General features: G+C 59.3%; 13 protein-coding genes. 4 read left to right on the top strand and 9 right to left on the bottom strand.

Annotated features, from left to right (window positions below):
- Positions 1-12: 12 nt before the first annotated feature.
- The 8 genes from BUB69_RS15370 to BUB69_RS15335 all read right to left on the bottom strand — a co-directional run bounded on the left by BUB69_RS15370 (position 13) and on the right by BUB69_RS15335 (position 12556).
- Positions 13-1440 (bottom strand): di-heme oxidoreductase family protein, encoded by a 1428-nt coding sequence (locus BUB69_RS15370; protein ID WP_073168220.1) that lies wholly within the window; start codon positions 1438-1440, stop codon positions 13-15.
- Positions 1441-1543: 103 nt separating this feature from the next.
- Positions 1544-2257, bottom strand: a complete 714-nt coding sequence (locus tag BUB69_RS15365) for a hypothetical protein (RefSeq protein WP_073168218.1) — start codon at positions 2255-2257, stop codon at positions 1544-1546.
- A 352-nt stretch (positions 2258-2609) separates the two neighbouring features.
- Positions 2610-6053, bottom strand: coding sequence for a toxin VasX (locus BUB69_RS15360; RefSeq protein WP_073168570.1), 3444 nt, complete (start codon positions 6051-6053; stop codon positions 2610-2612).
- A 32-nt stretch (positions 6054-6085) separates the two neighbouring features.
- Positions 6086-6970, bottom strand: coding sequence for a DUF4123 domain-containing protein (locus BUB69_RS15355; RefSeq protein WP_073168216.1), 885 nt, complete (start codon positions 6968-6970; stop codon positions 6086-6088).
- Between the two features lie 197 nt (positions 6971-7167).
- Positions 7168-8538, bottom strand: a complete 1371-nt coding sequence (locus BUB69_RS15350) for an imelysin family protein (RefSeq protein WP_073168214.1) — start codon at positions 8536-8538, stop codon at positions 7168-7170.
- Between the two features lie 194 nt (positions 8539-8732).
- Positions 8733-10784, bottom strand: a complete 2052-nt coding sequence (locus tag BUB69_RS15345) for a putative bifunctional diguanylate cyclase/phosphodiesterase (RefSeq protein WP_073168212.1) — start codon at positions 10782-10784, stop codon at positions 8733-8735.
- Positions 10785-11178: 394 nt separating this feature from the next.
- Positions 11179-11760 carry a superoxide dismutase [Fe] gene (gene sodB / locus BUB69_RS15340; protein ID WP_073168210.1) on the bottom strand — a complete coding sequence of 194 codons (582 nt, stop codon included), beginning with the start codon at positions 11758-11760 and terminating at the stop codon, positions 11179-11181.
- 193 nt (positions 11761-11953) lie between these two features.
- Positions 11954-12556, bottom strand: coding sequence for a LysE/ArgO family amino acid transporter (locus BUB69_RS15335; RefSeq protein ID WP_073168207.1), 603 nt, complete (start codon positions 12554-12556; stop codon positions 11954-11956).
- A 95-nt stretch (positions 12557-12651) separates the two neighbouring features.
- On the opposite strand from BUB69_RS15335, the gene BUB69_RS15330 reads away from it, so the two are divergent.
- From BUB69_RS15330 to BUB69_RS15315, 4 genes are all read left to right on the top strand, one after another.
- A complete protein-coding gene (locus BUB69_RS15330) occupies positions 12652-13551 on the top strand; it encodes a LysR family transcriptional regulator ArgP (RefSeq protein ID WP_073168205.1) in 900 nt (299 codons plus the stop codon).
- Between the two features lie 73 nt (positions 13552-13624).
- Positions 13625-14617, top strand: coding sequence for an NAD-dependent epimerase/dehydratase family protein (locus tag BUB69_RS15325; protein ID WP_073168203.1), 993 nt, complete (start codon positions 13625-13627; stop codon positions 14615-14617).
- An 86-nt stretch (positions 14618-14703) separates the two neighbouring features.
- A complete protein-coding gene (locus BUB69_RS15320; RefSeq protein ID WP_073168200.1) occupies positions 14704-15564 on the top strand; it encodes a coiled-coil domain-containing protein in 861 nt (286 codons plus the stop codon).
- A gap of 150 nt (positions 15565-15714) precedes the next feature.
- Positions 15715-16470 (top strand): hypothetical protein, encoded by a 756-nt coding sequence (locus tag BUB69_RS15315; protein ID WP_073168198.1) that lies wholly within the window; start codon positions 15715-15717, stop codon positions 16468-16470.
- Between the two features lie 68 nt (positions 16471-16538).
- Here BUB69_RS15315 and BUB69_RS15310 read toward each other — a convergent pair whose 3' ends face one another.
- Positions 16539-17588 (bottom strand): alkene reductase, encoded by a 1050-nt coding sequence (locus tag BUB69_RS15310; RefSeq protein ID WP_073168195.1) that lies wholly within the window; start codon positions 17586-17588, stop codon positions 16539-16541.
- Positions 17589-17596: the final 8 nt, after the last annotated feature.

Below are 17596 nucleotides of genomic sequence, written 5' to 3'. Positions count from 1 at the left end.
AAAAAGAAAAAATCACAATGAATTCAGAAAGGCCAACAGCGCCTCGCGCTGTTCGGCGTTGAACGCCAATACCTGTCGCTGCGCCGCCTGGGCTTCGCCGCCGTGCCAGAGTATCGCCTCAAGGGCATTGCGCGCGCGACCATCGTGCAGCATTTGCGTATGACCATTGACCGCAGAGGTCAAACCAAGCCCCCAGAGTGGCGGTGTGCGCCATTCACGGCCAGTGGCTTGAAATTCGGTGCGATTGTCAGCAAGTCCCTCGCCCATGTCATGCAGCAGCAGGTCGGTGTAAGGTCGAATTTCCTGATTGGCGAGTTCAGGCTCGGCGGCGTCCGGTCGGGTCTTGAACGACGGGACATGGCACTGCTGACAACCCGCTTCGAAAAACAGATTCTTGCCCGCCAGAACCTTCGGGTCCTCGACGTTACGACGCGCGGGTACGCCAAGGTTACGCGTGTAGAACTCGACAAGTCGCAAGATATTGTCGCTCACCTCAGGCTCACCGTCCGGGCCATTGCCATTCGGTGCGGCCAGGCAATCGGTCTGGGCTGGCGTGCAATCGTCAAACCGACGCAGGCTGGTGGTCAGCCCCATGTCGCCGGAGAACGCATGAACATTCTGCTGGTTGAGGTTGGGTTGCCCGGCTTTCCAGCCGAAGCGGCCCATGACGACTTTTTGCTGGGCATCGTCCCAGACCCAGTTGGCCCGGCCCGAGATGCCGTCGCCGTCTTTGTCATCCGGGTCGGCGTTGGCCAGAATCGCGGCATCGGGAATCGCTTCAAGCAAGCCGAGGCCGATCATGGGCGGCGCAATACGCGCTGAAACGTGAGTGTCGGGGTGCATGGGGCCGTAGCCCAATTGGGTAATGCGCAACGTAGGCTGACGCAATTCGACCGCTGTGCCATCGCGGAAATTGACCGTCAGCGCATCGTATTCGACACGCACCTTGCCCTCCGGCGCCACGCCGGGGTTCGCCATGTCCTGCAACTGCCCGCCATAGGTCGGTTCGGGCAGCACGCCATTGCGCTGGATCAGGTCGGCAAAGGCCGGATCGTCAGGAATCGACAGCCTGACCAGCATCGACACGGCATTGGTGTCTCCGGCCTCGGGCGGGTGGCCTCGACCATCCTTGATGTGGCAGTTCTGACACGCATTGGTGTTGAACAGCGGCCCCAGCCCGTCCCGCGCCGTGGTGGTGGACGGGGCTATAACCCAAGGGCTGCGAAAGAAACTGTTGCCCACGCTGAAGTCCAGACGACGCACCGGGGACAGATTGGCCGATGGCATGGAGAACGCATTCTGGTCGCTCTTCCTGACGGTCGCACTGCCACCTGACAACGCCTCGCCCGGTTCAGCCTGCGTAAAACGCGGGGCGTCATCGCACGCGCTCACGACCAGGGTCGTGAGCAGCGCAAGAGATAGACGAAGCCGCGTAGCCATACACATCCTGCAAAGAGCTGAAAATCAGGGCGTGCAAGCTTATCAGCCTCTTGAGGTTTGAATAAGAGGGATTATCGTTTGCCGCCTCTCAGGCAATGTGTTGTTACGAATTCTCCGGTTCAACGGCCGCGTTTTTTCGCGCGTCACGCGCTGTTTTTGCACTGAAGTGATCGAACACACTCAGCCCCTTGCGAAGCGTCTTGCGCACGGCTTTGCTCTGTTCGATCAATTCGTCGCTTGGGCGTTGCCATTGCTCGGGCGGCAAGGGTTTGGACCAGTTGAGCACGGCCTTGGGAAACGCCTTTTTAGGCAGGCGTTCGACCCAGGCGGCGATGTGGCAGGGCAGGGTCCAGCCGCTGCAGAACTGGATGAGCAGGAAGCCGAACAGGTAGCGTATGTACCAGTGATCGTGGCGATAACCCTTGCGGCACATGTGGAAGAATTCGACGGTGCCTTCCTCCATGTTTTCGCCCATCATTGGCTGCGGTAGCGCGCTGGGGCCTTCTTCCATGTAAGCGCGAATCGCTTCCCACTCACCGACGGCCATGCCGAGGGTGTAGCTGGGCACGGTCAGCCACACCACCTGCCCGTCGGACGCGTCCCGCAGGCCGATCATCAGGGCAAACTTCTGCTGCGTGCCGTACTGAGTGGCGACCACGCTGCTGCTGACGCAGGCGATGACGTCTTCCCACTGGATGAAACGTGGTGGCTCGCCGCGTTTGGCAACGTAGGCGATTTCGCGGCGCTGACGGTTGAAGCGGGTAGGTGGGATTCTGGAGTGGGGGTAGACGGCGTGGACGAAGCAGCAGAAATACATGAGTGCCAAGCCGCCCGCGAACCCCCACAGATAATAATTTGGCAAGAACAGAGTTACAAAGATCTCAAAAACTGGGCGTCCATATTTGATGTGATCATGAACTCCTAATCCTATGGAGATCAGTATGAAAAAAATAACAAGAGACATGACGGAGCCAATGCTAACGCGGACTGCAAACTCTACTGTTGCGCAGCTTAGTCCGAAGTCTAGATAAACTTCATTGGCGTACTGGTGAAGGCTGTGTGAGCTAAAAGCTGCAACACCCGTTGGAACCGGTCGTGGTGCAAGGTAGAAAACCTCAGTGCCAGATTCGTTTTCCGTGTCTCCGGCTCTTGGTAAGCGTTCGTATTTGTCAGAAGTCATTCAAACGTTCTCTTGTGATCTGTGTGGCCGGGAGTTGTAGAGTTTCCGCAGGTTTCTCGACCGATGCGCTGACAGGCTTGTTCACAGTGTCTATGCCAAGCGGAATGCGGTAAGTCAGGTAGCCCTGATCGGCTTTTAGATAAGTCGTTACCAACGCTGGCTTGACTGCTACGCGCAGGAGCAGCAGGGCGTGATGCCCTTGCCAACTGTTTGGAATCTCCAGCGCCAGGGTCAAGGGAGATGCGGCGACTATCGAAAGCCCTTGGCAAAGGGCTTCGCTGACATCCTGTGTATCGGATACGTTCTGCAACTGCGCCGACCAGCGTAATGACGTGTCGTCGAAGCTGGTGCGGGTCAGGCCGGGCATCACCAGGTGCAGGCTGCGCACAGGTTCGCCATCGACCTCGCGATGAATCATGCCCTTGTCGAGCAGGGTGGGACGCAAGTTGGTTTCAGCGAGCTTTTGCGCGTGACCAGGCCAGTCCCAGCCCTCAGGTTCTTTGCCCCAAAGACAACCGAGTAACCAGCGCTGTTGGTCATCCAGATTGAAGTAGTTGTAAAGCGATTCCCCGCCTAATTGCAGTGCGGCGGAGATAAGCCCCCAAGGGGTCATGCGCATCCCACACCGCAGGAAACGTGCGCCTCGTGTTGCCCAGGCCAGGCTGGCGACCAACTTTCGCTCGGCTAAAGGTGCTGCTCTGACTTCTCTAAGAAGGCCATATAGTTCAATGCCGGCGTGGCCAGTTAGTATCGAGTTAACAGCGGTAGATCCGATATCGCCCGCCAGTGCCGTCCCGGCACCGAACTGTTCACCCGTTGTGCCAATGTCCAGCGCAGTGGTCCATTTTTCCCAGTTGTTCAATGTTGTGCCGACGGCACCCAGCAGGCTGAGTGGCGCAATTAAAGCACCTAAGCCCAGGCCTAGTTTCCCCAGCCGGACCGCAAATAGTCCCCCGGATGTTCCTGCAGGATTAAGTGCCAATCTCTGTAGTACGTTGTCGACCAACGCTATATGTGCGGATTGGTAAACTGAAAGCGCAGCGGCTACAGGAGATAGCAAAGCTCCGACTACTATCACCGTATCTCTTAAAGCCCTATCCCCCTCCGTCTTCTCCCAAACCGCCCAAGCCTCCCCCAGATTCCCAATCTGCAACGTCATCGCCAGCAACGGAAACAAGCTGCCTTTGAACGCGCTCCCTACAGCCCCCGGAGTCCCATACCCCCTTATCGCGCCAGCCCGCAAACGCGCAATCTCATCTTCCAGCACACGCAACTGCGCGTCGCTGATGTTCAGCTTCACCCCGATGGACCCGTTGATCGGTCTGCCGGTCGGGGTGATGGCGGTCTCCAGTTCACGGCGCACGGCCGCCAACTGGTTGCGTGTCTGTAGCAATTGCTGCTGGTTGTACTGCCTGTCGTAGGCCAGTTCGTTGCGCTGGGTTGGGGTCAGCGAGTGTTTGCTGCTCAGTTTGCTGAGGCGGTTTCGTTCCCTGATCAGCTCGTTTTCGGAGTGGATCAGCTGGTTCAGACGCAGGAACGCGTCACGGTATTTCTGCACGTCGGCTTCGCCGGCAACGCTCAGCGTGACGGCTTCTTGCTGCATCGCCACCAGCGCGCCCAGGCGTTGGGCCCGGTTGTTATGCTTATTAAAGCTGTCCAGATGCTGGCGCACTTGCGCGTCGTTCAACTTGTTTTTCATCTCCACCATCCACTGCTCCATACGCAGGGCGATGGACGGGATGTAGCTGGCAAGTACCGCCTGATGCAGCGGCTGTGCGGCCGCAGGCAGATGGAGGGTGGTGGTCCAGTGATTGCCCATGATGTGGCTGACTTGAGTCATCCGGTTATGGGCATCGACCAGACCCGGCCCGACGTTGCGAATATCGTCCAGCCACTTGAGCAGATCGCCCGATTTGGAGCGCAGGAAATCCAGGTTCAGGCGTCCATAAAACACCGGCATGATGTAATGCGGATTGCTGTGAAAATAGTCGCCCACCTTCTGCAGGCTTTCTTCCGTGCGACACAGGTCTCGGGTGCAGTTGAGCTCCATGGTCAGCGCGTTATTCAACTGGTCAGGGTGATCCGGATCGAAGTACCAGGCGCTGCGATACAGTTCACCCCGGGTGAACAGACTCAAACGATCATGGGTGATGTCATCCAGTCGTTGAGTCCAGCGCCTGAGGTGCGAGCGCTCTTGGGCCAGATAGCGTTGCATCTCGCCGTGACGAATCAGGTCGTTGATGCCGCGCGAGCCCAGACCGACACCGTTCAGGGTGCCCTGGCTGTTTTCATCCAGCGCTTCGATATCCGCTTCGAGCTCCTTGTAGCGCTTCTCGCCCAGCGCCGATTTCATCTGCGCGTGCTTGTTTTCCATGTCCAGTCGGGCGAACCGGGTTTGAGAGCGCTCCTGGTAAACGTCGCCTCGCATAGTGGAATATTGGCCAGTTGTTCGATAAACCGGCTCTGGTCCCAAGCCTTTCTCCCGACGCCACTGGTTACGGGCGTTGAGGTAGTCGTAGATGCGCGAACGTTGCGGCGGCGTGGTCTTTTTCAGCAGCGTTGAATCGGGGTTGACCTGGCGGGCAGTGGTGTCGCCAACGGTCATCAGCGTGTCGATGTAAGTAGCCGTAAGAAAGCGGGTTTCGTTGTTGTTTCGTTCGCGCCATTCCTCTATCCAGCCGACCACGGTGTCCTGTTCTTCGGCCAGATCGCGGAGGATGCCGAGGCTGTCTTCGAGCACCAGATACAGATGGCTTTTCTCGTGGTTCGCTTTGATTAGATGTTTCAGCTCACCCAGGTGGGCTTCGCGAAACAGGGGCTGATGCTCCCAGATGTAATCCTGCTGCTCCGCATCCGGGATGTCGGGGGTCGAGCAGTGCTGTGCGGGGCCTTCGGCGAGTTCGGCGAGCTGTTCGCTGATCTGTTTTTCGATGCGCAGATGAACGCCGCCTTTCAGGCAGTCAGCCTCGGCAAGATTCACTTTCTGCATGAAATAGAAACGGTCTGCAGCGCTGCCAAGAATGTGGGCGCATTTGGCAGCGGTCCATTGCAGTTCCGAGTAGGCGACGTAAAGCGTGCTGTCTTGGGGAAAGACCAGCGCGTGTTCCCCCGAGCTGCTCTGGCGGACATCCTGAACCACCTCGCGGCCCTGCCAAAGCCGCTTGATGGGCACACCTTTTTCGATCCGGTATTCGTGCAGGTAGCCGGTGCGGTCATCGATCACATACAGGTAGCCATCACGTAGCAGACGCAGGCCCACGGGGCGCTTGAGGCCTGCGTACTGCGTCGAATCCGGCTTGCTGCGAAGCCGTTCGACCCGGCCGTAGCGCAGTGGCAGCAACTGGATTTTGTTGCTCGGGGACGGGCAGTTGTTCGCGTTGCTGCGGGTGTCGGTATGGCGTCTGGTTCTGGACTCCCAGAAGGCTTTGTCCATGATCGGGAGTTTTTTCGGGTTCTCTGGCTGGGTCACTGTGCGGTTCCTTCCTGCTGACGGGCGTGCAGCACCACAAGCCAGTTGGCCTTCTCGATACGCTGCGACGGGGTTAGCTCAGAGGTGTCAAGCAGCAGCTTCCGGATGTCAGGATGAGCGTCGTCTGGCTCGGTGGCGAGAAAGCACATGACATTGGCGTAGTGGAAGGTATCCACTTCGCTCTTGAAGCCTTTTTCGTACGCGCTGCTGGCCAGCGCATGCACCTGTTGGTAACGGATCCTCAGAGGCGCGTCAGCCAGGTAGTCGGGGAAAAAGCGCCGTAGATGCTGATCGAGGTGGGTGACGGTCAGACGAAAGACAGCGTCGCCCAGCGCCTCGACCTGTTTGGTATTCAAGCGATACACAGCGTTCACATCGACAGGTGCTGCCTCGCCAATGCGTGTGTGGCTGCGCCACTGCTCTGTCATTTTGTCGGCGGCATACACCTGATCGATAGGGCCGAAGATACGGTTGTCGATGTGCGCGGGGTGCAAGCTGAACAGGGCGTTCGCGACCGACGCGTCGGACAGGTTCAGGTAGCAGGTCTGACCTGTCGGCTTCTCCACAAACATCAGCCAGCGCAGATGGCGGACAAGGGTTTTGCGGTCGGCAGGGCTGAACAGCAATAACCCCCATTCCTCACGGGCGTGGGCCAGAAAACGCGCAAGTATGGGGTCGTGTGGGCCCTGGATCTGAATCAGGGCCGGTGAGCGTTCCAGCAGCTCGCTGAACCGGGTCTGCAAGAACAGCATCGTGCAGGCCTGGCTCACTTCCCATTCAAAGATCCTTCTTTTCAGGTCCGGGACGTTGGCTGCGTTGAGCAACAGATAAGCGTTTTTCGACCAGGGCAGATCGAGTGGGCCGGTTTCAAACTCTGGCATGTGCGCGCCTTGACGAGGGCATGGGGCGCGGATATTCCGTGGAGCCGGAAGTGTTATCAATACGCTGAACAACGTTTGGGAAAGGCCCTACGTACAGCGCTGAAATATCACTGGCAGGGTGGGGTGTTTCTATTCGGAAGACAAAAAAATGCCGGTCAGCAAGACCGGCATTTTCGTGCGTCAGGCAGCGTTGCGGATCAGAACTCGTGGTCAGCGTTGTCCGGGTTCAGATCGGTGATGCCCAGTTTGCCTGCGGCCTGTTCGATGGCGCCGGTCTGTTTGACCAGTGCAGCGATGGCGTCGCGGACAACCTGATTGCCAGCGGTATTGCCGGCTGCAATCAACTGGTCAAAGTGCTCACCCTTGTTGGCGTGATCGACGATGGCCTGCAGCTTGGCCTGAGTGTCATCCAGGTCGGCGCGCAGGGTGGCGTCGGTTGCAGGGTCTGCCTTGGCAACCAGCGACGAGAGGCTCGGGCCGCTGATCTTGGTGCCGTCGGTACGGGTGTATTCGCCGAGGTAAACGTTGCGAATGCCCTTGCCGTTGTAGAAGTGCGAGTTGTGCGTGTTGTCGCTGAAGCAGTCGTGTTCGTCTTCACTGGAATTGGCTTCCAGCGCCACTTTCATGCGCTCGCCCGCCAGTTCGCCCAGCGACAGGCTGCCCATGCCGAACAGCATCTTGCGCAGGCCGTCTTCGCCGGATTCGGCTTCCAGCGTGGCGCGATAATTGTCAGCGACACCGGCTTTCCAGTTGCCGGACATTTCTTCGAGGTCGCTCACCAGCAGGTCAGTGACCGCTTTCAGGTACGCGCGGCGACGGTCGTTGTGGCCGCCGGTGGCGCCAGCGCCTTCAAGGTAGTCGCTGGCCGGACGGTTGCCCGCGCCAGGGCCGGTGCCGTTCAGGTCCTGGCCCCACAGCAGGAATTCGATGGCGTGGTAGCCGGTGGCGACGTTGGCTTCGGAGCCGCCCAGCTCGTTCAGGCTGGCGAGCTTCTCGGGGGTGATTTCCTTGACGTCGACCTTGTCTTCGCCGACCTGGATTTCAGTGTTGGCGATGATGTTGGCGTTTGCGCCAGGGTTGCCCAGTGCGTGCTGGTAGTCCTTGGCGACGTAGTCGATCAGGCCTTCGTCCAGTGGCCAGGCGTTCACCTGTCCTTCCCAGTCGTCGATGATGGTGTTGCCGAAGCGGAAGACTTCGCTCTGCATGTAAGGCACGCGAGCAGCCACCCACGCGTCGCGAGCGGCTTTGAGGGTTTCGTCATTGGGCTTGGCCAGGAACGCATCGACCGCAGTGCCCAGGTTCTTCGCGCCGGCTTCGGCGTCGCTGAACACTGCAGAGACCATGGCTGCGTAATTGGCAACGACCGCCTTGGCGGCAGCGTCATTGGTCTGGGCGGCGGCCGCCGGGGCAGGGGCAGCAGGTGTCGGGGCAGCAGCAGCCGGTGCTGCAGGAGCGGCAGGCGCAGCAGCAGGAGCGGGGGCCGCAGCCTTGTCCTTGCCTTCGCCACAACCGGCGAGAGAGATAGCGATGGCCAGCAGACTGGCGGTTGCCAGAGGCATACGAATCATGACGGAATCCTGCGTCTAAAGGGGTTATGGCGGCGGGCGCCCAGAAAAGCTGCGACATAATGCGAAAGATTTGCATTCGATGTAAAGGCAAAACGCCCATCGGGTCGCGATCCGGTATTGGACAGGTTGTAACATTCGGTTTCAAGACTGGCATAGAGCGTACGCGTGTTTCATCGCCCGAGGGCATCGGCGCGCTAGTGAATCGCCGCGTTGCTGCGTTTGGTCTGCCTCAGGTAAGCCAGCAGTTCACGCCCTGGAAGCGGCTTGCTGTAAAAGTAGCCCTGACCTTCGTGGCAGCCTTCGGAAATCACGTACGCCTCTTGTTCAAGGGTTTCGACGCCCTCGGCAATGACTTGCATGCCCAGGCTTTTGCCCAGCTGGATGATGGCGCGCACGATGGTTGCGTCGTCATCGTCGTCGATCAGGTCCTGCACGAAACTCTTGTCGATCTTGATTTTGTCCAGCGGCAGGCTTTTCAGGTAGCTCAATGACGAGTAGCCGGTGCCGAAGTCATCGATGGCAATCAGCGCGCCGGAGCGACGCAGGCTCAGCAGATGCTGGGCGGCGGTCGTGATGTCTTCCATCAGGCCGGTTTCAGTGACTTCCAGTTCAAGGCTGCGTGGCGGCAGGCGGTAGATCTGCAGCAGGTTGTTCACCACGCGCGGCAGCTCCGAGTGGTGCAACTGAACGGTGGACAGGTTCACGGCCATGCGCAGATCCACGAAACCTTGATCATGCCACTCGCGCAACTGGCGACAGGCCTGGTCGAGCACCCACTCGCCGATGGCAATGATGGTGCCGTTCTGTTCGGCCAGCGGGATGAAGACATCCGGGGGCACCAGGCCGTGCTCGGGGTGCTGCCAGCGGATCAACGCTTCGACGCCGACAATGGTGTGGTCGCGATAGCTGATCTGAGGCTGATAGACCAGATACAGCTGGCTGCGCGGCAGGGCTTCGCGCAGGTCTTTTTCAAGTTCACGGCGGCGACGCATTTCGCTGTCGACGCTGGCGATGTAGAACTGATAACGGTTGCGCGAGCGGGCCTTGGCCAGTGTCATGGTCTGCTCAGCTTTTTGCAGCAGCTTCTCGGTGCTGTCACCATCCTCCGGGAACAACGTGATGCCGATCGTGGCGCGCAGGCGAATGGAATGCTCGTCCACTTCGAAGGGCGCTTCGAGTTCATCCAGAATGTTCTGCGCCAGCTCCGCTGCCTCGTAAGGCTGTTCGATATCCGCCTGGACCAGTGCGAACTGGTCGCCACCCAGCCGTGCCAGTGCGCCCAGTCGGCCACTGTGGGCGCGCAGTCGATCGGCCAGCGCCAGCAGCAACTGATCGCCCGCCTGATAGCTGAACTGCTCGTTGATGCCTTTGAAGTCGTCCAGCCCCACACACAGCACTGCGACCCGGTCCTGCTTGCGTCCCGCGTCTTCCAGAATCTTGTCCAGGCGCATCTGGAGCTGCACCCGATTGGGCAGGCCGGTCAGAAAGTCGTACTGCGCCATGCGTTGCAGATTGTTCTCGGCTTCATGGCGCAAGTAAGTATTGCGCTCAATGGAGGCCAGCAGTTGGTTGGCGGTATTGACCCAGATGCCCAGTTCGTTTTTTTCATGGCCTTTGAGTGGCGGCAACTGGTGCTCGCTGGGGCGATCGGGATTAATGGCCGTCAGGTGTTCGATGATTTTGGACAAGGGCTTGGTCAGCAACCAGTGATACACCAGGTACAGCACCAGGCCCATCGCCAGCGCCCGCAGTACGCCGGAGATGAAGATGATTACCGCATTGATGATGAAGCTTTCACCGTAATTGGCGGTATCGAGCGTGATACGCAGGTCGCCGTAATACTCGCTGTAGGGGCTGCGGCCCACCAGTTGCGTGGTGAAGCTGCGCTGCTGCCCCAGAATGAGGTCAGTGAGCCAGCGCGTGGGGGAGGCTTTGAGGGGGCGATCCTTTTCGGCCAGCAGGGTCTCGTTGGGATGGCCGATGGAGGCCATGCGCACCGAGTTGTCCTGAAACAGGCCCTCGATCACCTGCATGCCCATTTCCCGATCCAGGCTGTAGACCGCCTGAGTCGAGGGATCTCGAAACATGTCCAGAATCCGTTCGGCGTTCTCGGCGACTGCCTGGCGTGTCTTGTAGGCATCAAAGACGATCTGCGCACAACTGAGCACCACGCCCACAAGAAACGCCGAGAGCAGCACCACGCGCAGTAACTTAACCGACAAGCTGTTCTTGAGTTCCAGCTTCAATGGCCGTTCCTTAATTCAAGTCGCGGGCTGATAGCCCAGTCAACCTCGAAACCGGATGTTCAAAGAGCCTGCACCCGGTTGGATCCCTGTTTTCTGTCTCACCCCGGATTCACGGAGCAATCGACGGGTGGGCGGTTTGAGCCCACTGTGTCGGACGGCAGCACTTGTAACTTGAGAGTAACACTGTCAAAGAACCGATTTGTGATATTAGCCAGATAGCGCTTTCTGACAATACACAAAGCTGAGATTGCTGACGAAAAGCCATCATCTTCATGTTTTTGGATGACACATTGGCGACGCATGCGGTTCGGGAGGGCAGTTCAGGGGCAGGATGGGCCACGCCAGGGCAATAAAAAACCCGGCGCAGGGCCGGGTTCTTCGGTCGTGCTGGAGATTACGCGGCGTATTGCTTGGCCACGAAGTCCCAGTTCACCAGGTTCCAGAACGCTTCTACGTATTTTGGACGCAGGTTGCGGTAGTCGATGTAGTAGGCGTGTTCCCAGACGTCGCAGGTCAGCAGAGGTGTATCGCCGCTGGTCATCGGGTTGCCGGCACCAATGGTGCTGGCCAGCGCCAGGGAGCCGTCAGCTTTCTTCACCAGCCAGCCCCAGCCGGAGCCGAAGGTGCCAACGGACGTCTTGCTGAACTCTTCCTTGAATTTCTCGAAAGAGCCGAACGCTTTAGTGATTGCTTCTGCCAGTGCGCCGGTAGGTTCGCCGCCAGCGTTTGGTGCCAGGCATTCCCAGTAGAACGTGTGGTTCCAGACCTGAGCGGCGTTGTTGAAGATACCGCCCGAAGAAGTCTTGATGATTTCTTCCAGGGATTTACCTTCGAACTCGGTGCCTGGCACCAGGTTGTTCAGGTTCACGACATAGGTGTTGTGGTGCTTGTCGTGGTGATATTCCAGCGTTTCCTTGGAAATGTGCGGCGCCAGAGCGTCGTGGGCATAAGGCAGTGCCGGCAATTCAAAAGCCATGGTTTATCTCCTTTCAGGTCAATTACGGTAATCGCACGGCCGATCACGGGCGGCCGGATACAGCATGCACCGGGAGTTTTACTCTTTTGCGGCGCAGACCCCGGACTATAGCACCCGGCCTGTGGCATAACCACGCAACAACTGTGTGGGATAGAGGTTCCAGCGTTTTCGGCGCAAGGGTCATCAAAAGGCATCACGCGGTACGAATCAGTTGCACGGCAACGCTGAACATCATCACTGCCACCATGACATCCAGCAGGCGCCAGGTTGCGGGTCGCGCCAGCCATGGGGCAAGCCAGGCGGCGCCGATGGCAAGGCTTGAAAACCACAGCAGCGAAGCGCTGGCCGCGCCCATCACATAAGCCTCAGGTACGGTCTGCTGCGCACCGAGGGAGCCGATCAGCAGCACGGTATCCAGATACACATGCGGGTTGAGCAGCGTGACGGCCAGTGCGCTGAGCAGAACGGCGCGGCGCGACTTCAGGCCCACGGCGCCCGAGTCTTCGAGCCCTTGGGATGAGCACGCCCGACGCAACGCCTGCAAGCCGTACCAGCACAGGAAGATCACCCCACCCCAACGCGCCACCGCCAGCAAGGTCGGGTTCTGCGCCAGCACATTGGCCAGGCCGAACACACCGGCGGCAATCAGCAGCGCGTCGCAGACGATGCACAGCAACGCCACCGGAACGTGATGTTCACGCCGCAACCCCTGAGCCAGGACGAAGGCGTTCTGGGTGCCGATGGCCATGATCAGGCCCGCCGCCACCAGCAGACCGTTGAGATAGCTTTGCCACATGAAAGATGCTCCACAAGTCAGGTTCAGGTGGCGATTGTGGGGAGTGGCGATATATAAGAAAAACCAATAATCCTGATTACCCATTAGGAAAACTGATGTTTGACTACAAACTGCTGTCAGCGCTGGCCGCTGTCATCGAGCAGGCCGGTTTTGAGCGTGCTGCCCAGGTGCTGGGGTTGTCTCAATCGGCCGTTTCCCAGCGCATCAAGCTGTTGGAAGCGCGCGTCGGTCAGCCGGTGCTGGTTCGCGCCACACCGCCGAGCCCGACCGACATCGGACGGCGTCTGCTCAACCATGTGCAACAGGTGCGTCTGCTGGAGCGCGATCTGCAAAGCCAGGTGCCCGCACTTGATGAAGAGGGCATGCCTGAGCGCCTGCGCATCGCCCTGAACGCCGACAGCCTGGCAACCTGGTGGGCGCAGGCGGTGGGGGATTTTTGCGCAGAACATCACCTGCTGCTGGACATGGTGGTCGAGGACCAGGACGTCGGGCTCAAACGCATGCGTGCCGGTGACGTCGCGGCCTGCCTGTGCGGCAGTGAGCGGCCGGTGGCCGGGGCGCGTAGCCAGCTGCTGGGTGCCATGCGCTATCGTGCACTGGCATCGCCGGCCTTCATTGAGCGGCATTTTCCAGACGGTGTCAGCCCAGGCAAACTCGCACGCTCGGCCGCGCTGGTATTCGGCCCCGATGACTTTCTGCAGCATCGCTACCTGGCGTTGCTGGGGGCACCGGAAGGTTTCAAGCATCATTTGTGCCCCTCATCCGAAGGTTTCCTGCGCATGATCGAAGCCGGGCTCGGCTGGGGACTGGTGCCTGAATTGCAGGTTCGTGAGCAACTGCGCAGCGGGACTTTGCGCGAACTGCTGCCTGATCGGTTCATCGATGTACCGCTGTACTGGCATCATTGGCGCACGGGCGGCCAGTTGCTGACCCGCCTGACCGAGCATCTGGCACAAAAGTCTGGACGCTGGCTGGTGCCGCTAAGCGACGAATGAGCGTCAACAGGGTTATATGAAATCAATGCGGGTAGAGTGCGTGCTCTTCTGCAGACGCGTTATGGAGCGGTAAATGAAGATTCTGATCACCGGCGCAAGCGGCTTCATCGGCGGACGCTTTGCGCGTTTTGCCCTGGAGCAGGGCATGAGCGTGCGGATCAATGGTCGTCGTGCCGAGGGTGTCGAACATCTGGTCAGACGGGGTGCCGAGTTCGTACAGGGTGATCTGAGTGATCCACAACTCGTCAGGACGCTTTGCAATGATGTGGAGGCCGTGGTGCACTGCGCAGGTTCGGTCGGCATCTGGGGTCGACGCCAGGATTTCATCCAGGGCAATGTGCAAGTCACCGAAAACATTGTCGAGGGCTGTCTGAAACAAAGGGTGCGAAGGCTGGTCCATCTTTCGTCGCCTTCGATCTACTTCGATGGCCACTCGCACCGCGGCATCAAGGAAGATCAGGTGCCCAGGCGGTTTCACAATCACTATGCGGCGACCAAGTTTCTTGCCGAGCAGAAGGTATTCGGGGCAGAGGAGTTCGGGCTGGAAGTGATTGCCCTGCGGCCTCGTTTCGTGACCGGGGCGGGCGACAACAGTATTTTTCCGCGCCTGCTTCAGATGCAACGCAAGAAGCGTTTGTCCATTGTCGGCAACGGGTTGAACGTGGTGGATTTCACCAGCATGCAGAACCTTAACGAGGCCATGTTAAGCAGTCTGCTGGCCACAGGCTCTGCGCTGGGCAAGGCCTATAACATCAGCAATGGCACGCCGGTCCCGCTGTGGGATGCCATCAATTACGTGATGCGGCAAATGCAGTTGCCAGAGGTCACACGTTACCGCGCCTACGGCCTGGCCTACATGGCTGCGGCCGTCAACGAGGGCGCGTGCATGCTGTGGCCTGGCCGACCTGAACCTACGCTGTCGCGTCTGGGCATGCAGGTCATGAATCGGGATTTCACGCTTGATATCAGTCGCGCCGTGCATTATCTGGATTACCAGCCCCGCGTGAGTGTCTGGGCGGCGCTGGATGAGTTCTGCGGCTGGTGGAAGGCCCAACAATCGAGCTGAGTCAGTGATGGCACAATGAAAGCTACTTTCGATGCCGTTGTTATACTGCAAGGCTTTGGTTTCAACAGCTTCTTGAAGGGTTGCTCATGCGTAACGATCCATACGACGACGTCGATGACGTTCCCAACCTCAGCGCCAAGGACGACGATGACGATTTCGTGCCCGCCAAGGGCGCACGCGAACGTACCACGGTCTATTCGCGCACAACGCCTGTGGTCAAGGTCAAAGGCCCGAGCACGGGGCCGCTCTGGGCCTTGGTCGGGGCGCTGTTCATTGCATTCTGCGGTCTGGGCTGGTGGAGTTTTCAGCAGGTTTCGCTGATGGAACAGCAACTGGTTGCCACGCAGGAAAGCTTCGCGCGCATCAGTGAGGAGGCTGCCGGACGCTTGCAGGATATTTCCGGCAAGGTCGTGGCGACCGAATCATTGTCCAGCGATGGCGAGGCGCTCAAGCAGCGAATCAAGTTGCTGGAAGCGCAGCTGGAAGACCAGGACAAGCAGCGTGAAGGCGTCGAGGGCCAGCAAAGCAGCCTCGACAAGCGACTGGAACAGATGGCCGCGCAAACCACGCAGCAACAGACTGAAAGCGCCCAATTGCAGGAGCAACTCAAGGCCGTGGTCACCGAATTGACTGCGCTGAAGGCTGCATTGCCGGACCTGAAAACCGCTGAGGCCGATCAGGGCAAGCTGGACACTCAGCTCAAGAGCCTGGCCGCCGATGTCGCCACCCTGAAAAAGCAGGGTAATCCGTCTGCGGCCATCGAGCGTCTCGAGCAGGATCTGATCGTGCTCAAGAGCGAGCAGGAAAACCGCCAGGCGCCGGCTGCGGCTGCGGCTGCGGGTAACACTGCCGAGTTCGATGCCTTTCGTGCTCAGGTGACGCGCAATATCAACACCCTCACCAGTCAGATTCAGAACCTGTCGCAACAGCTCAACGCCCGCCGCTGACGCCGCCTGCCACCTGCCGCATACGGTGCGGCAGGTGGAGGCTGTCAGGCACCCCTGCGCAAAAAATCACTCACCACTAAATACATATGGAACTGCCGAAAAAACGGCGGCTTATGCTTGCGTTGCTGTTTACCCAATGGAGTATCACTCATGAAAGGAATCAATACGATGCATCCCAAGGACCATGACAACCGCTTTGATCTTGCTGCCGCTGAAAAGATGGACGCCAAGGACAAAAAACACAGTGAAGCCGCACGAGGAACTGCACCGGCCGTTCCAGCCGAGTTACTGGGCACGTCGACCAAGCCGCCCGTCAAACCGCCTGCGAAGCCTCCGGTAAAGCCTCCTGTGAAGCCCCCGGTCGAAGTGCCTGTGAAGCCTCCGGTCAAGCCGCCTGTGAAGCCTCCGGTCAAACCTCCTGTCGAGACGCCCGGAAAGCCACCGGTATCCAAAGCGGTCAAGGCTCCGGCCAAGCCTCCCGTCAAACCTGCCGAAAAACCACCGGTTGAGATGAAGATGCCAGAAGAGCCGGCGCGCCCATCAAGGCTGGAAAAGTTGCTGAGCATCGTCAATACAGCCACCGGCGTCCTGCAACTGGTTCACCCACTCAACAGTGTGTTCAACCCGGACGGCACCGTCAGTTACCCGGACGGCAGCGTTGCAGACACCAAAACCCTCTCGGTCACTCGGCCAGATGGCGCCGTACAGAATCTGAACGGCACCACGGTGCATGCCGATGGCAGCACTGAAGATGCCGAAGGCAATGTCTTGCATAAAGACGGCACCTGGGTATTTGCCGACGGTTCGGTCCACTACCCCGATGGCCGCTGGAAGATGGCGGACGGCACCGTCACCGATGCCGATGGTAACGTCATTGGCGTCACCGACCCGGTCGTTGCCAAGTAAGCGGCTCTGCCGCGGGCAATAAAAAACCTGACGCTCACGCGTCAGGTTTTTTCAGTGCTGTGTGCCGGTTACAAACGCGGGTAGTCAATGTAGCCGACGGGGCCCTTGGCGTAGAACGTTTCCGGGCGGGCTTCATTCAAGGGGGCATCGCTGGCCAGGCGCTCTGGCAGATCCGGGTTGGCGATGTAGGGCACGCCGAACGCCACTGCATCGGCTTTGCCTTCAGCCAGCCAGGCATTGGCGCTGTCCTTGGTGAATTTCTCGTTGGCAATGTACACGCCACCAAAGTCCTTCTTGAGCTGCGGACCGATGCTGTCACTTGCGTCACGCTCACGCGCACAGATGAACGCAATACCGCGCTTGCCCAGCTCTTTGGCGACATAGCCGAATGTTTCCGACAGATTGTCATCGCCCATGTCGTGCAGGTCCGCGCGAGGCGAAAGATGCACGCCCACGCGGCCAGCGCCCCAGACCTCAACGGCAGCGTCCGTCACTTCCAGCAGCAGGCGGGCACGGTTTTCCAGCGAACCACCGTACTGGTCGGTGCGCTGGTTGGTGCTGGTCTGCAGGAACTGGTCGAGCAGGTAGCCGTTGGCGCCGTGGATTTCTACGCCGTCAAAACCGGCAGCCTTGGCGTTTTCCGCTCCCACACGGTAGGCCTCGACAACATCACCGATTTCCGCCAGTTCGAGCGCACGTGGCGTCGTGAACGAGGTAATCGGGCGCACCAGGCTCACATGCCCTTCAGGCTGAACGGCACTGGGTGCAACCGGCGCTTCGTCGTTCAGGTAGAGCGGGTGCGAAATCCGGCCCACGTGCCACAACTGCAGCACAATGCGTCCGCCCGCAGCGTGTACCGCTTTGGTGATGTTGCTCCAGCCACGCACCTGATCGTTGGACCAGATACCGGGCGTGTCGGGGTAGCCCACGCCCATTGGCGTCACGGACGTCGCTTCGCTGATGATCAGGCCAGCCGATGCGCGCTGTACGTAGTACTCGGCCATCATCGCGTTCGGTACGCGGCCCTCGTCGGCGCGGCACCGTGTCAATGGCGCCATGATGATGCGGTTGGGCAGTTGCAGGTCGCCAATGGTGATCGGGTCAAAGATAGTCGTCATGTGTCCAA

The sequence above is a fragment of the Pseudomonas asturiensis genome, from assembly GCF_900143095.1.
GTDB lineage: Bacteria > Pseudomonadota > Gammaproteobacteria > Pseudomonadales > Pseudomonadaceae > Aquipseudomonas > Aquipseudomonas asturiensis.
Note: the sequence above shows the minus strand (reverse complement) of the source record. Positions and strands in the feature narration are given on the sequence as shown.

What these genes read in the sequence shown, in the direction of transcription:
- BUB69_RS15325 (WP_073168203.1), top strand. Translation starts at nt 13,625, where the DNA reads ATGAAGATTCTGATCACCGGCGCAAGCGGCTTCATCGGCGGACGCTTT.
- BUB69_RS15360 (WP_073168570.1), bottom strand. Translation starts at nt 6,053, where the DNA reads ATGGACAAAGCCTTCTGGGAGTCCAGAACCAGACGCCATACCGACACC.
- BUB69_RS15365 (WP_073168218.1), bottom strand. Translation starts at nt 2,257, where the DNA reads ATGTATTTCTGCTGCTTCGTCCACGCCGTCTACCCCCACTCCAGAATC.
- BUB69_RS15315 (WP_073168198.1), top strand. Translation starts at nt 15,715, where the DNA reads ATGAAAGGAATCAATACGATGCATCCCAAGGACCATGACAACCGCTTT.
- BUB69_RS15310 (WP_073168195.1), bottom strand. Translation starts at nt 17,588, where the DNA reads ATGACGACTATCTTTGACCCGATCACCATTGGCGACCTGCAACTGCCC.
- BUB69_RS15370 (WP_073168220.1), bottom strand. Translation starts at nt 1,440, where the DNA reads ATGGCTACGCGGCTTCGTCTATCTCTTGCGCTGCTCACGACCCTGGTC.
- BUB69_RS15350 (WP_073168214.1), bottom strand. Translation starts at nt 8,538, where the DNA reads ATGATTCGTATGCCTCTGGCAACCGCCAGTCTGCTGGCCATCGCTATC.
- BUB69_RS15320 (WP_073168200.1), top strand. Translation starts at nt 14,704, where the DNA reads ATGCGTAACGATCCATACGACGACGTCGATGACGTTCCCAACCTCAGC.
- BUB69_RS15335 (WP_073168207.1), bottom strand. Translation starts at nt 12,556, where the DNA reads ATGTGGCAAAGCTATCTCAACGGTCTGCTGGTGGCGGCGGGCCTGATC.
- BUB69_RS15330 (WP_073168205.1), top strand. Translation starts at nt 12,652, where the DNA reads ATGTTTGACTACAAACTGCTGTCAGCGCTGGCCGCTGTCATCGAGCAG.
- sodB (WP_073168210.1), bottom strand. Translation starts at nt 11,760, where the DNA reads ATGGCTTTTGAATTGCCGGCACTGCCTTATGCCCACGACGCTCTGGCG.
- BUB69_RS15355 (WP_073168216.1), bottom strand. Translation starts at nt 6,970, where the DNA reads ATGCCAGAGTTTGAAACCGGCCCACTCGATCTGCCCTGGTCGAAAAAC.